The 13,127-nt window shown below is 57.1% G+C and carries 16 protein-coding genes; all 16 read left to right on the top strand.

Annotation, left to right across the window (positions count from 1 at the left end; all coding sequences use genetic code 11):
• The first annotated feature begins 198 nt into the window (after nt 1-198).
• Complete coding sequence (gene flgF, locus ASD54_RS14820; protein WP_062555348.1) at nt 199-933, top strand: flagellar basal-body rod protein FlgF; 735 nt, start codon at nt 199-201, stop codon at nt 931-933.
• A gap of 21 nt (nt 934-954) precedes the next feature.
• Nucleotides 955-2,340, top strand: a complete 1,386-nt coding sequence (fliI, locus tag ASD54_RS14825) for a flagellar protein export ATPase FliI (RefSeq protein ID WP_062555349.1) — start codon at nt 955-957, stop codon at nt 2,338-2,340.
• A gap of 2 nt (nt 2,341-2,342) precedes the next feature.
• Complete coding sequence (locus ASD54_RS14830; RefSeq protein ID WP_062555350.1) at nt 2,343-2,912, top strand: hypothetical protein; 570 nt, start codon at nt 2,343-2,345, stop codon at nt 2,910-2,912.
• 53 nt (nt 2,913-2,965) lie between these two features.
• Nucleotides 2,966-3,358, top strand: coding sequence for a flagellar basal body rod protein FlgB (flgB, locus tag ASD54_RS14835; RefSeq protein ID WP_062555351.1), 393 nt, complete (start codon nt 2,966-2,968; stop codon nt 3,356-3,358).
• A 6-nt stretch (nt 3,359-3,364) separates the two neighbouring features.
• A complete protein-coding gene (flgC, locus tag ASD54_RS14840; RefSeq protein ID WP_062555352.1) occupies nt 3,365-3,787 on the top strand; it encodes a flagellar basal body rod protein FlgC in 423 nt (140 codons plus the stop codon).
• Entirely contained in the window at nt 3,784-4,119 is a 336-nt protein-coding gene (locus ASD54_RS14845) for a flagellar hook-basal body complex protein FliE (RefSeq protein WP_062555353.1), read from the top strand. Before flgC ends, ASD54_RS14845 begins: the two co-directional genes overlap by 4 nt.
• A gap of 21 nt (nt 4,120-4,140) precedes the next feature.
• On the top strand, nt 4,141-4,929 hold the full coding sequence (gene flgG, locus ASD54_RS14850) for a flagellar basal-body rod protein FlgG (RefSeq protein WP_062555354.1): 789 nt from the start codon (nt 4,141-4,143) through the stop codon (nt 4,927-4,929).
• Nucleotides 4,930-4,951: 22 nt separating this feature from the next.
• Nucleotides 4,952-5,431, top strand: coding sequence for a flagellar basal body P-ring formation chaperone FlgA (gene flgA, locus ASD54_RS14855; protein WP_244484768.1), 480 nt, complete (start codon nt 4,952-4,954; stop codon nt 5,429-5,431).
• Nucleotides 5,431-6,543: a flagellar basal body P-ring protein FlgI gene (locus ASD54_RS14860; RefSeq protein ID WP_062555495.1), complete on the top strand. Its 1,113-nt coding sequence runs from the start codon at nt 5,431-5,433 to the stop codon at nt 6,541-6,543. The genes flgA and ASD54_RS14860 overlap by 1 nt, the downstream gene beginning before the upstream one ends.
• Before the next feature lie 20 nt (nt 6,544-6,563).
• On the top strand, nt 6,564-7,088 hold the full coding sequence (locus ASD54_RS14865) for a MotE family protein (protein ID WP_062555496.1): 525 nt from the start codon (nt 6,564-6,566) through the stop codon (nt 7,086-7,088).
• The gene (gene flgH / locus ASD54_RS14870) at nt 7,085-7,795 is read left to right on the top strand and encodes a flagellar basal body L-ring protein FlgH (RefSeq protein WP_062555356.1); all 711 of its coding nucleotides are present in this window, start codon (nt 7,085-7,087) and stop codon (nt 7,793-7,795) included. Before ASD54_RS14865 ends, flgH begins: the two co-directional genes overlap by 4 nt.
• A 26-nt stretch (nt 7,796-7,821) precedes the next feature.
• Nucleotides 7,822-8,358 (top strand): flagellar basal body-associated FliL family protein, encoded by a 537-nt coding sequence (locus ASD54_RS14875; protein ID WP_062555357.1) that lies wholly within the window; start codon nt 7,822-7,824, stop codon nt 8,356-8,358.
• Nucleotides 8,355-9,092 (top strand): flagellar type III secretion system pore protein FliP, encoded by a 738-nt coding sequence (fliP, locus tag ASD54_RS14880; RefSeq protein WP_062555358.1) that lies wholly within the window; start codon nt 8,355-8,357, stop codon nt 9,090-9,092. The genes ASD54_RS14875 and fliP overlap by 4 nt, the downstream gene beginning before the upstream one ends.
• A 529-nt stretch (nt 9,093-9,621) precedes the next feature.
• Nucleotides 9,622-10,584: a flagellin gene (locus ASD54_RS14885; protein ID WP_062555359.1), complete on the top strand. Its 963-nt coding sequence runs from the start codon at nt 9,622-9,624 to the stop codon at nt 10,582-10,584.
• Nucleotides 10,585-10,841: 257 nt separating this feature from the next.
• On the top strand, nt 10,842-11,804 hold the full coding sequence (locus ASD54_RS14890; protein ID WP_062555360.1) for a flagellin: 963 nt from the start codon (nt 10,842-10,844) through the stop codon (nt 11,802-11,804).
• A gap of 325 nt (nt 11,805-12,129) precedes the next feature.
• Nucleotides 12,130-13,098: a flagellin gene (locus ASD54_RS14895; RefSeq protein ID WP_062555361.1), complete on the top strand. Its 969-nt coding sequence runs from the start codon at nt 12,130-12,132 to the stop codon at nt 13,096-13,098.
• Nucleotides 13,099-13,127 lie beyond the last annotated feature (29 nt).

Genomic DNA, 13,127 nt, shown 5'->3' on the forward strand with positions numbered 1-13,127 from the left:
GGCGCTGGCTTGCGTGAGGCTGGGTTTATAGCTGTTTAAGTAAATCGAAAAATTGCAGCGGCATGGTTTCGCAGTGGAACAGCCTCGCACAAGTCTCTCTGCCTATGGATTGGCATGATCAGGGTTCTCTGTGGAGCCCGCACATTCGACCCCACCAGCGTGTCGGAAACATCTGAACCATCACGGAGCCAGAGACGAATGCAGTCCGGTTTGTATGTCGGTATTTCTTCGCAGATCGCGCTTGAGCGCCGCTTGAACACGATCGCCGATAATATGGCGAACATGAACACGGTTGGCTTTCGAGCGACCGAAGTGAAGTTCGACGAAGTACTCAGCAAGACACGCAACGAACTCAACGCGAAGGTCGCCTTTGTCAGCCAGGGCAATGACTATCTGTCCACGCGTAGCGGCGGCTTCGATCATACGGGCAACCCGCTGGATGTTGCGATCAAGGGCGATGCCTGGTTTGCGATCGACACCCCGCAGGGTCAGGTTCTGACGAAAGATGGACGCTTCACGCTGAAGGAAACGGGCGAGCTCGTTTCCAACATGGGCTATCCGGTGCTTGATGCCGGTGGCGCACCCATCCAGCTGGACCGCACCGCCGGTCCGCCGGTAATCGGTCCAGATGGTCGCGTGACGCAGAACGACAGGCCTGTTGCCACGCTCGGGGTCTTTAGCACGGACATATCCAAGGGATATCTGCGCTTTGAGAATGGCGGCGTAATTCCCACGCAGGCGCCGCAGCCGGTTGTAGATCGCGTCGATATCAGCGTTGTCCAGGGCTATCTCGAGCAATCGAACGTCAACGGCATCGGCCAGATGACCGAACTCATTCAGGTCAATCGCAGCTTCGAAGCCATTTCTTCGCTGATGCGCGACACGGAAACCAATTTCAGCGAAGCCATCAAGACCCTCGGCGGCTCGCGCTAATTTCTCGGTGAAGGCTGAATCATGAACGGCAAGTCCGTGGAACCGGTGCCGAACGGCAAGCTGACCCAGATGGCGTCGCTCGTTGAACGCTTTACCAAACCCGAGGTCGCAGTGGCCCCTGGCGGTCATGTGCGCACAATTGCAGCCGGTCATTACACGGTCTCAGGACTTTCGAAGCAGGTAAGGCTTGGCGAATTCGTCGCGCACCGCAGCAAGACCGGCATCCATCTGGGCGAAGTTGTGCGGGTCGAACCGGATCTTGTTTATGTCTGCCCCATCGAACCCGGTGAACCGATCGGTATCGGCGATGTGGTCATCCGCAAGGGCGCTTTCCGCATTGCGCCGGACGACAGCTGGTGTGGCCGCACCATCAGTGCCCTGGGTGACCCCATCGACGGAAAAGGCCCGCTGGTCAATGGACCGGAGAAGCGGTCGATTTCCAACACGGCTCCACCTTCGATGACGCGACAGCGTATTGAAGAAGGATTTCGAACCGGCGTGCGTGCCATCGACATCTTCTCGCCGCTGTGCCTAGGCCAGCGTCTCGGCATTTTCGCCGGGTCCGGTGTGGGCAAATCGACGCTTCTTTCCATGATCGCGCGCGCGGTGGCCTTCGACAAGGTCGTCATCGCGCTTGTTGGCGAGCGTGGGCGAGAAGTGCGCGAATTCATCGAAGACACGCTGGGCGACAACATGGCGAAATCCATTGCCGTCGTTGCCACCAGTGACGAGAGCCCGATGCTGCGCAAGATGGCGCCGTTGGTTGGGATCACCATTGCGGAGCACTTTCGCGATCGAGGCGAAAACGTGCTGTTCATCGCCGATAGCATCACCCGATTTGCCCATGCGATCCGAGAGGTCGCGGTTGCGTCCGGCGAGCCGCCCATCGCACGTGGCTATCCTGCCTCCGTGTTTACCGAGCTGCCGCGCCTGCTGGAGCGTTCGGGTCCGGGTCCGGAAGGAACGGGTACCATAACGGCTATCATTTCGATCCTGGTGGATGGCGACAATCACAACGATCCGATCGCCGACTCCGCGCGCGGGATTCTGGATGGACACGTGGTGTTGGAGCGTAGCCTTGCCGAAGAGGGACGCTATCCGCCCATCAATCCCTTGTCGTCCATCTCGCGTCTTGCACGCAAAGCTTGGACTGGTGATCAGGAAAAGCTCGTTTCGAGGTTGAAATCCCTCATTCATAAATTTGAGGAGACGCGGGATCTGCGACTGATCGGGGGGTATCGCGCCGGCAGTGACGCCGATCTCGACATGGCGATCAAGCAGGTTCCCATCATCTACGACGTACTCAAGCAAGGTCCAGGAGATCCGCCGGCAGAGGATGCCTATGCGGATCTGGCAGGCGCCTTACGGGCCGGTGCAGGCCCCGGGAACCTGAGACAGAGAGGTTGAACATGCAGCAGGACAACGACGAAGAGATCAAGCCTTCGCGCACCCGTCGGCGATCTGGATCTTCCAGCGATCGAATGCTGGCTGGTGCCGGAATCCTTCTGGCAACCGCATCAGCGCTCTTCCCCTGGTACGTTTTCTTCAACGAGGACAAGTTCGGCATCCGTGTCGAAACAATGGATCACACGCGCGACCTGCCAGACACGCCGGCCCGGAACGTCTTCAGCGTATCGCCGCTTGCCATGGTCGATAACACGCCCTCCGATACGCCGAAGGACCCGCTGGATCCAACCGACAATCTGACGACAGCGACGGTTGCCTCGCCTGACAAGACCGATGGGAATGAAGGGGCGGGGCTCATGCAGCCTCTGCCCGGCAAGAATACGTTCCGCCTCATGCATGTTGCCAATGGTCGGGCGCTGATCGAAGACAGCAAGGGCATGTACATGGTGCGTGTTGGCTCGATCCTTCCAGATAACAGCCGTCTTGCAACAATCGAGCAGCGCGGCGGACGCTGGGTGATCATAACCTCCACCGGTGAGGTGTTAAACGATCAGGCCTCGGGCAGTCCGTAAGTCTGACGCAAGGATATCAGCCTAGGCTTCAATTAGAAAATGGAGAGAAGCCTATGCAACCCATTCAATTGTTCGATCTGGCATCGCGTCAAGCGGAATGGCTTTCCATTCGCCAGCAGGTCGTTGCTGGCAACATCGCCAACGCAAACACGCCAGGTTACAAATCCAAGGATGTCACACCCTTTTCGGCGGTGATGAACGAGACCAACATCGCCATGGCGCGCACCAATGCGGCGCACCTGTCGGGTCACTCCCTGGATAGTTCGATCGATGTGAACATCGAAGAAGAAGATCTCAATCAGGAAATCGGCGTCCAGGAATCGGGAAACACCGTTTCCCTGTCGCAGGAACTCACCAAGATGGGTGGGATCAAGCGTCAGTACGATATCGGGAACACGCTGGTTAAGTCCTTCCACAGCATGATGCTGATGACAGTCAGGAGGTAATGATCCATGGATCCGCTAGCCGCATCGCTCAGGATTGCCGGTTCGGGTTTGGAAGCCCAATCCACCCGCTTGCGCATTGTTTCAGAAAACATCGCCAACTCGCGCACGACGGGTGATACGCCCGGTGCTGATCCCTATCGCCGCAAGACGATCACCTTCGGATCGGAGCTGGACAAGCTGTCCGGCGCCCAGGTTGTCGACGTCAAGAAGCTCGGCACCGACTCCTCTGATTTTCACGAGGAATACGATCCCGGCAATCCGGCCGCCGATGCCAAGGGCATGGTGAAGATGCCCAATGTGAACGTGCTGATCGAAATGGCCGACCTTCGGGAATCCAACCGCAGCTATGACGCAAACCTGCAGACCATCAAGCAGACGCGCGAAATGATTTCCTCCACTCTCGATCTTCTGAAGGGCGCATCGCAATGATTGACGGTATCCAGAAAGTCGCCGGTCTCTCCATGACGCGAGATCTCGGCGAGGTGACTTCCTCTTCGAGTGCTGCTTCTGCATTTGGCACCGGCGGTTCTGCAGCAAGCACGGGCGCTTCCTTCTCCGAAGTGCTCGGCAATATGGCGGTCGATGCCGCCAACAGCTTGAAGAGCGCGGAAGCCATTTCCTTCGACGGAATTACCGGCAAGGCGAACACACGTGAAGTCGTCGATGCCGTTCTCCAGGCGCAGCAGTCGCTGCAGACGGCCATCGCCTTCCGCGACAAGATCGTCAGCGCCTATCTCGACATCACCAAAATGCAAATCTAGCGGTTCAAGGACATCAGATCGATGAGAGCACTTTCCGTCGCAGCGACGGGCATGGATGCCCAGCAGACCAACCTCGAGGTCATCGCGAACAACATCGCGAACATCAACACCACTGGCTACAAGCGCGCCCGCGCCGAGTTTGCTGACCTGTTGTATCAGACCGAACGGGCTGGCGGCGTTCCCAACCGGGCTAACCAGGCGATTGTTCCGGAAGGTGCAAACATTGGTCTCGGCGTACAGACCGCCGCTGTGCGCAACATCTTCCAGCAGGGCGAACTCACCCAGACCGAGAACTCCCTCGACGTTGCCGTCATCGGTCGCGGCTGGTTCCAGGTGCAGGCTCCGGATGGCTCGACCATGTACACCCGTGCAGGCGCCTTCAATACCAATGCGCAAGGCCAGCTGGTGACGATCGACGGCTATGCCGTGGTCCCCAACATCACCTTTCCGGCCGATGTGACGGAAACGGTGATCAACCGTTCCGGCGAAGTCAGCGTCCGCATCGGGAATGCCACGACCTTCACGCCGCTCGGCCAGTTGACCATGGCGAACTTCGTCAACGAAGCAGGCCTGAAGCCAATGGGTGACAATCTCTTCCAGCAGACGGCTGCTTCCGGTGAGGCCATTGTCGCAGCTCCCGACGATCCGGGCTTTGGTTACCTCAAGCAGGGCTATCTCGAATCCTCGAACGTCGATGCCGTGAAGGAAATCACCAACCTGATCGCGGCACAGCGTGCCTATGAAATGAACTCGAAGGTGATCACGACAGCAGACGAAATGGCGTCGATCGTCAGTAAGAACCTGAAGTAATCTTGAAGGGGTGGCAGACATGATGTTTCGCCGGAATAGCCGGAAGCGGGTCGGATTGCAGGGCATTGCCCTTGGTCTTCTTGCTGGTCTTTTGGCGCCGTCCGCATACGCCGATATGGGCTATGCGGTCGTGCCGAAGCAGATCATCTATCCGGGTCAGGAAATCGATGCCGCCCAGCTTCAGGAAGTCGAAGTCACCAATCCGAACCTTGCTGGCGGCTATGCCTCCGGTATCGACCAGGTCATGGGCAAGGTCAGCAACCGCACGCTTCTGCCGGGCCGCACCATCCAGCTCAGTGCCCTGCGTGAGCCCTACGCGGTCAAGCGCGGCGCGCCTGTGCGCCTCACCTTCAGCCTCGGCAACATGACCATCAGTGCAACAGGTACGCCTCTCGACAATGCAGCGGTCGGCGACGTCATCAAGGTTCGCAATCTGGATTCGGGCGTCACCGTTTCGGGAACGGTCATGGCGAATGGAACAGTGCAGGTGATGGCGAAATGATGAAGCGTCTTCTTGTGGCAGGCCTTGCCTTCCTGTGCCTTCTAACACCAATTCAGCCGGCCTTTGCCGATGCTTCGCGCATCAAGGATATCGCATCCCTGCAGGCAGGTCGTGACAACCAGTTGATCGGCTACGGTCTGATCGTTGGTCTCCAGGGAACGGGCGATAGCCTGCGATCCTCACCCTTCACCGAGCAGTCCATGCGCGCCATGCTGCAGAATCTCGGCATATCGACACAAGGTGGCCAGTCGGCAGCGAAGAACACGGCGGCCGTCATGGTGACGGCCAATCTGCCGCCCTTCGCCAGCCCCGGCAGCCGTCTGGACGTAACGGTAAGCTCCCTCGGCGACGCAACGTCGCTGCGTGGCGGTACTCTTATCATGACCTCGTTGACCGGCGCCGACGGCCAGATCTACGCCGTCGCGCAGGGCTCGGTCATCGTGTCTGGTTTCTCGGCGCAAGGGCAGGCGGCTTCCGTCACCGAAGGTGTGACGACAGCGGGCCGCGTTCCAAACGGTGCCATCATCGAGCGCGAACTCCCATCGAAATTCAAGGACGCCGTCAATCTGGTGCTGCAATTGCGCAACCCGGATTTTTCCACGGCGGTCCGCATTGCTGATACCGTGAACCGCTTTGCCGCCCAGCGCTATGGAGGTGCGATCGCGGAGCCTCGCGACTCGCAGGAGGTCTCGGTCGCGAAGCCGAAGACGGCTGATCTGACGCGGCTGATGGCGGAGATTGAAAATCTTGTCGTCGAAACGGATACCCCTGCGAAGGTCGTCGTCAATGAGCGAACCGGCACGGTCGTCATCGGTGCCGATGTGAAGGTATCGCGTGTGGCCGTCAGCTATGGAACCTTGACCGTCCAGGTCACGGAGACACCGCAGATTATTCAGCCGCAACCCTTTTCCAATGGTGAGACCGCCGTTCAACCCCAGACCGATATCAGCGTCATGAAGAGCGGCAGCAATGTCGCCATCCTCAACGGACCGGATCTCAGGACGCTGGTTGCAGGTCTCAACAGCATCGGCGTCAAGCCAGATGGAATTATCGCGATCCTGCAGGGCATCAAGTCCGCAGGCGCGCTTCAGGCGGAGCTCGTCATACAATGAAGTCTGATCTGGAACCTGTCATGTTCGCGCTTGGCCGCAGGAAATCTTTCCTGCGAATGGCGGTGGTTGGAGCGCTTCTGCTTCTGGTGCCACAGGTCAATGCACAGCAGGCGACGTCGCTGCCGCAGGATTCGACCGCTGCCGATATCGAGAAGTTCTGCACGAACATCGCCGATTCAGCGCGCGATCAGCGCTACCTTCTGCAGAAGCAGGAACTCGAAAAGCTGCAGGCGGATGTGGACGAACGCATCGCCGTTCTGGAAAAGCGCAAGGCGGAATATGAGCAGTGGCTCAAGGTTCGCAACGAGTTCATGGCAAAGGCAGATGCCGGCCTGATCGAAATCTTCAAGACAATGAAAGCAGACGCGGCAGCGCCCCGGCTTGAGCAGATGAGGCTCGAACTGGCTGCAGCGATCATCATGAAACTTCCGGCACGTCAGTCCGGCCTGATTCTGAGTGAGATGGATCCGCTGAAGGCGGGTCAGATTTCCATGATCATGTCCAGCGCGTCCGACCCCAACACATCCAAGGATCGCCGCACATGATCAAGCGCATTTCCGTATTTTGTGTAGGCCTGCTTTTGACAGGTTGCGCCAGTCAGACGGTCAAGGAGATCGGCAATGCTCCGTCGATGAGCCCGATCGGCAGCGGTCTTCAGTATGCACAGACGCCGCAGATGTCGTCCTATCCCAAGCAGCCACGCCACATGGCGAACGGTTATTCGCTGTGGACCGATAGCCAGGCAGCGCTCTTCAAGGATGCGCGTGCATTGAATGTGGGCGACATCCTGACGGTCGATATCCAGATCAATGATAAAGCGGATTTCGATAACGAAACCGACCGCAGCCGGACAAACTCCACAGGTTTGAAGTGGGAAGTCGGTGCAAGTCTTCTGGGTTGGAAGCCGAAGACGGATGGTGACTTGAGCACGGATTCCGATACCTCTTCGAAGGGCAAGGGATCAACCAAGCGCTCGGAAAAGCTGAACCTTCTGGTCGCAGCGGTCGTGACCGGCGTCCTCGAAAATGGAAACCTTCTGATCAGCGGCTCGCAGGAAGTGCGCGTCAATCACGAAATTCGCATCCTGAATGTGGCGGGTATTGTTCGGCCACAGGATGTTAACGCCAAGAACAGCATTTCCTATGACAAGATCGCCGAAGCCCGCATCTCCTACGGCGGTCGCGGTCGCCTGATGGAAGTGCAGCAGCCGCCAGTCGGTCAGCAGGTTGTCGACCTGTTCTCACCTTTCTGATGACGGCCTGAAGGGATACTGGGATCATGGAAGACGCAGCAGAAGGCGCTGAGACCAAGAAAAAGGGTGGCGGCATGGTGGCCACTATCGCTGGCGTCGCCATCGTCACTCTGATCGGCGCCGGTGGCGGCTGGTTTCTCGGTGGAATGATCGCGCCGAAGGATCCGGCTGCCGAAAAGGCTGCAGAAGAGAAAAAGCAGGAAGCGGCAGCTGCCGCGGCGGCCGCCGCCCATGGCGGTGGCAAGAAGGAGGAGGGCCTCCCTCACATTTCCACCCCTGCGACCGGCGTCGTGCAGCTTGAGCCTATCACGACAAACCTGGCCTATCCTTCGGACAACTGGGTTCGACTTGAGGTGGCGCTGGCGTTCAAAGGGGCGCCTGAAATGCCGCTCGCTGAGCAGATCCACCAGGATATCATGGCCTACATGCGGACCGTCTCGCTCCAGCAGATCGAAGGTCCACGCGGATTTCAATATCTTAAGGACGACATTCAGGAACGTGTTGACCTTCGTTCGCAAGGCAAAGTATCGAAAGTGATGTTCAGAACCTTCGTGATCGAATGATTCGACTCCTTGCGCTGCTCGCCGTCTTCCTGATGGCACCGGGACTGGCATTTGCACAGCAATCGCCAGCTGACCTTTTGAATCTGCCGGTGGATGGCTCCGCGGCGGCGTGGATCATCCGTACCTTCGGACTGCTGACGGTGCTTTCCATTGCGCCGGGCATTCTGGTGATGGTCACCAGCTTTCCGCGGTTCATCATTGCTTTTTCCATTCTCCGAACAGGAATGGGTCTGGCAACCGCGCCTTCCAACATGGTCCTGATCTCCATGGCCCTGTTCATGACCTTCTACGTCATGACGCCGACCTTCGATCGTGCATGGACGGAAGGCGTACAGCCCCTGCTGCGCAACGAAATCAACGAGGCGGAAGCGGTACAACGGATCGGGGAGCCCTTCAGAGCTTTCATGAGCGCCAACACGCGTGAGAAGGATCTGACGCTCTTCGTGGACATCGCGCGAGAGAAGGGCCAGTCCGTCGGCACGCCGGAAGCTGTAGACTATCGCGTGCTGATACCGGCTTTCATGTTGTCTGAAATCCGGCGCGGCTTCGAGATCGGCTTTCTGATTGTCTTGCCATTTCTGGTGATCGACATGATCGTCGCTGCCATCACCATGGCCATGGGTATGATGATGCTGCCGCCGACCTCCATCTCTCTCCCCTTCAAGATCCTGTTTTTTGTCCTCATCGACGGCTGGAACCTCCTGGTGGGAAGCCTCGTCCGCTCGTTTAACTAACGCAATCAGGCGGGCAAAGATCGAATTTTTCACGCCCGGACGCCGTTCCATTCAGGCTCGACCGATCATTTCTTCCGTTCCCTGTCGCTTCCAACTGGCGAAGCTTTGCGCGGACTGCTCATTTTCGAGGCGATTTCGGGCAGGCACGATCGTCTCCATATCGTACGATGCGCAAGTGCGAACAAAGCTTCTCAAGCGTTAACAGCCAGCCCTTCGAACTCGAAATCATGTCGTGACGGCACACATTGCCTTTCTGTGAAGCAGGTCGAAAAAATTTAATTAAAACAATGCGATAATTCTTCTGGTCATAGTCTGTAAATCATTATCCACCGGAGTGTTTGCATAGGTCGAACTTTAGAATGCGGTTTAAGGAATCCGCAATGAATCTCTGCAAATATCCTTGGCATATGACGCGTTTGGTTTCCTTCGAGTACACGGAACCGAGTGGGCATGAAGCCAATCGTCATTGCCGGTAGTTTAAGTCCGGTATGTCCCCAACGAGTATCCAGTAACAAGGGACTAGAATACTATGTCATCAATTATGACGAATAGCTCGGCTATCTCAGCGCTCTCCACATTGCGCTCCATCAGCAGCAGCATGGAGAAGACCCAGTCGGCGATCTCATCGGGCTATAGCGTCGCAAGCGCTTCCGACAACGCCGCTTACTGGTCGATCGCGACAACGATGCGCTCCGACAACAAGGCACTTGGCACCGTCAAGGACGCTCTCGGTCTGGGTGCTGCTACCACTGATACAGCCTACACCGCGATTGAATCTTCCATCAAGGTTGTCGACCAGATCAAGACCAAGCTGACTGCTGCCTCCCAGCCGGGCGTCGACAAGGACAAGGTTCAAAAGGAAATCAAGCAGCTTCAGGACCAGCTGAAGTCGATTGCAAAGTCTGCATCCTTCTCCGGTCAGAACTGGGTTCTGCAGGATGATAACAATACGCCGGAAACCAAGGCAATCGTTGGTTCGTTCAACCGTGACTCTGAAGGCAATATCAGCCTGACGACCCTGGAATACGACACCACAAGCTCCACCCTGGTCAGCTTGCAGACCGATGGCACCAACGATACGTCTGGCGACGGCATCCTGTCCAAGGAGCGCACCGGCCTGACCTATGTGGACGACGCTGGTCAGACACAGACAGACGGCGAAGTCGCCGATGGCATCTTGGGCTTCACGATCACCGGTACCACCGATCGCAACACGATGGCGCAGATCCTGTCTGGTGTTGAAGCTGCACTGAAGGAAATGACCGATGCCGGCGCTGACGTTGGTGCCATCAACAGCCGTATCGAACTGCAGAACTCCTTCGTCGAAGACCTGATGGACTCCATCGACAAGGGCGTTGGCAAGCTCGTTGACGCTGACATGAACGAAGAGTCGACCCGCCTCAAGGCTCTGCAGACGCAGCAGCAGCTCGGCATCCAGGCTCTGTCCATCGCAAACAACGACTCGCAGAGCATCCTGTCGCTCTTCCGCTAAGCGAACTCAGGTTAAGCAAAGTTTAAGATCGCGCCCGGCCAGGGCGCGATTTTTTTTGTTTCTGGGTAAATGTTTCCCTTCGGTCCGCTAATCTTTTCCTTAACCACTTCAATATTTGTTAACCTTAATCAGTTGATATGGACTCATACAAGCGGTGCGTCCCGATAACCATTGGAAGCAGGACGAGCATGAGGCGCAACACCCCTTGCCGGTAGACCCGGAATATCAAGTCCACTGTTTTCTTGTAGGGGCCAATTATGACCAGCATTCTGACCAATACCGCAGCGATTGCAGCGCTCTCCACTCTGCGCTCCATCGCCAGCGATATGGAAACAACGCAGAACCACGTATCTTCCGGATATCGCATCGAAACGGCCTCGGACAACGCTGCTTACTGGTCGATTGCCACGACGATGCGTTCGGACAACAAGGCTCTTGGCACAGTCAAGGACGCTCTCGGCCTTGGCGCTGCGATGACGGATACGGCTTACACGGCTCTCCAGAGCTCGATCAAGGTTGTCGACGAGATCAAGGCCAAGCTGACGGCTGCCTCGCAGCCCGGCGTGGACAAGGAAAAGGTCCAGAAGGAAATCACGCAGCTCCAGGACCAGCTGAAGTCGATCGCGAAGTCGGCGTCCTTCTCCGGTCAGAACTGGGTTCTCGAAGACCCGACCACGACTCCTGAGACCAAGGCCATCATCGGTTCCTTCAACCGCGATGCGACCGGCAATATCAGCCTCACAACGCTGGAGTACGACACCACGAAGTCCACTCTGGTCAGCCTCGACGCAACGGGTGCAAACGATACGGCCGGCGCTGGCATTCTCTCCAAGGAATGGACGAACCTGACCTACGTCGATGAGACCGGCAACACGCAGACCAACGGCGCGTTGGCAGACGGTGTGCTGGGCCTCACCATCACGAACACGACGACACGTGATGAAATGGCGCAGTATCTCGTTGCAACGGATCAGGCCCTGAAGGAAATGACCGATGCGGCAGCTGACGTCGGCTCGATCAACAGCCGTATCGATCTCCAGTCCAACTTCGTTCAGGATCTGATCGATTCCATCGACACCGGTGTTGGCAAGCTCGTGGATGCCGACATGAACGAAGAGTCGACAAAGCTGAAGGCTCTGCAGACACAGCAGCAGCTTGGCATCCAGGCTCTCTCGATTGCCAACAACGACTCGCAGAACATTCTGACACTCTTCCGTTAATCGTAAGACGTTTCAGACCTTCAAAAGGGAGGCCGCGCAGTTTGCGCGGCCTCCCTTTTTCGTTCAGGATTCCTGATACGGACGGTTCGGCTTCTTCCCCAACCTGTTGTCTATGGAAAAAGATCAGCCTCGCACAAGACAAATGCGGCTTTATCGACCTCGGGATGCGAGTCTGCTGAATGCTCTGTTCGGAGCAGATCGGGCTGGCCATTCACATACGCCCGAACGTCTGCCGAAAACTTGGTCGGCTAACGTCTGCATGATGCAATCGCGCGTTTAGCCCGGTCCGGCATGTCCCAAATCATATCCAGGGGCGATATTCGAAATGACAAGTATTATTACCAACACCGGCGCTCTGGCGGCGCTTCAGACACTGCGTTCCGTCAATCAGAACATGGAGCAGGTGCAGGCGCGCATTTCGTCGGGTTACCGCGTCGAGACCGCTGCTGATAACGCTGCCTACTGGTCGATCGCAACCACCATGCGGTCGGACAACAAGGCGCTCAGCACGGTTCAGGATGCTCTCGGTCTTGGCGCAGCGACCACGGACACGGCCTATACGGGCTTGGATTCCGCCATCAAGGTCGTCGATCAGATCAAATCCAAGATAACGGCTGCATCACAGCCAGGTGTCGATAAAACCAAAATCAACAAGGAAATCGAACAGCTGAAGAACCAGTTGTCATCGATCTCCGAATCAGCGTCCTTCTCCGGAGAAAACTGGCTTTTCAACAAGGATAGCGCAAATCCGGGCGTCAAGAATATCGTTGCATCTTTCAATCGCGCTTCCGATGGTGCCGTAAGCCTGACGACGCTCGCTTTCGATACGGCAACCTCGACCCTCATCGATACCGAAGACGCCCAGCGCGGCGTTCTGACCATGGACTGGACCGTAGATCAGCCTGACGGTAGCGGCGGTACGGTTGCAGCGGACTACTTCCTGATCAATGCCGATTCCGCCTCCGGTGCATCTGGAACCGAAATTGCCATCAGCAATACGACCTCGGCAGAAGATCTCGCCGGAATGTTGAGTGCGACAGAAAAGATCCTTCAGCGCCTGACCGATTCAGCGTCAGCGCTTGGTGCCATCACCAGCCGTATCGACATGCAGGAGCAGTTCGTCTCGACCCTGATGGATGCGATCGATACCGGTATCGGTCGTCTGGTCGATGCAGACATGAACGAGGAATCGACCCGATTGAAGGCCCTGCAGACGCAGCAGCAGTTGGCGATCCAGTCGCTCTCCATCGCGAACACCAACGCCCAGAACATTCTGCAGCTCTTCCAGCAGTAGTCACAAATCGTTGAAACGATACAAGGGGT

The sequence above is a fragment of the Rhizobium sp. Root149 genome (assembly GCF_001427345.1).
Lineage (GTDB): Bacteria > Pseudomonadota > Alphaproteobacteria > Rhizobiales > Rhizobiaceae > Neorhizobium > Neorhizobium rhizoryzae.

Excerpts from the sequence above, each read along its gene's own strand:
- ASD54_RS14845 (WP_062555353.1), top strand. The coding sequence starts at position 3,784 with ATGATTGACGGTATCCAGAAAGTCGCCGGTCTCTCCATGACGCGAGAT.
- flgH (WP_062555356.1), top strand. The coding sequence starts at position 7,085 with ATGATCAAGCGCATTTCCGTATTTTGTGTAGGCCTGCTTTTGACAGGT.
- flgB (WP_062555351.1), top strand. The coding sequence starts at position 2,966 with ATGCAACCCATTCAATTGTTCGATCTGGCATCGCGTCAAGCGGAATGG.
- ASD54_RS14830 (WP_062555350.1), top strand. The coding sequence starts at position 2,343 with ATGCAGCAGGACAACGACGAAGAGATCAAGCCTTCGCGCACCCGTCGG.
- ASD54_RS14890 (WP_062555360.1), top strand. The coding sequence starts at position 10,842 with ATGACCAGCATTCTGACCAATACCGCAGCGATTGCAGCGCTCTCCACT.
- fliI (WP_062555349.1), top strand. The coding sequence starts at position 955 with ATGAACGGCAAGTCCGTGGAACCGGTGCCGAACGGCAAGCTGACCCAG.
- flgG (WP_062555354.1), top strand. The coding sequence starts at position 4,141 with ATGAGAGCACTTTCCGTCGCAGCGACGGGCATGGATGCCCAGCAGACC.
- ASD54_RS14860 (WP_062555495.1), top strand. The coding sequence starts at position 5,431 with ATGAAGCGTCTTCTTGTGGCAGGCCTTGCCTTCCTGTGCCTTCTAACA.
- flgA (WP_244484768.1), top strand. The coding sequence starts at position 4,952 with ATGTTTCGCCGGAATAGCCGGAAGCGGGTCGGATTGCAGGGCATTGCC.
- fliP (WP_062555358.1), top strand. The coding sequence starts at position 8,355 with ATGATTCGACTCCTTGCGCTGCTCGCCGTCTTCCTGATGGCACCGGGA.
- ASD54_RS14875 (WP_062555357.1), top strand. The coding sequence starts at position 7,822 with ATGGAAGACGCAGCAGAAGGCGCTGAGACCAAGAAAAAGGGTGGCGGC.
- ASD54_RS14865 (WP_062555496.1), top strand. The coding sequence starts at position 6,564 with ATGTTCGCGCTTGGCCGCAGGAAATCTTTCCTGCGAATGGCGGTGGTT.
- flgC (WP_062555352.1), top strand. The coding sequence starts at position 3,365 with ATGGATCCGCTAGCCGCATCGCTCAGGATTGCCGGTTCGGGTTTGGAA.
- flgF (WP_062555348.1), top strand. The coding sequence starts at position 199 with ATGCAGTCCGGTTTGTATGTCGGTATTTCTTCGCAGATCGCGCTTGAG.
- ASD54_RS14885 (WP_062555359.1), top strand. The coding sequence starts at position 9,622 with ATGTCATCAATTATGACGAATAGCTCGGCTATCTCAGCGCTCTCCACA.
- ASD54_RS14895 (WP_062555361.1), top strand. The coding sequence starts at position 12,130 with ATGACAAGTATTATTACCAACACCGGCGCTCTGGCGGCGCTTCAGACA.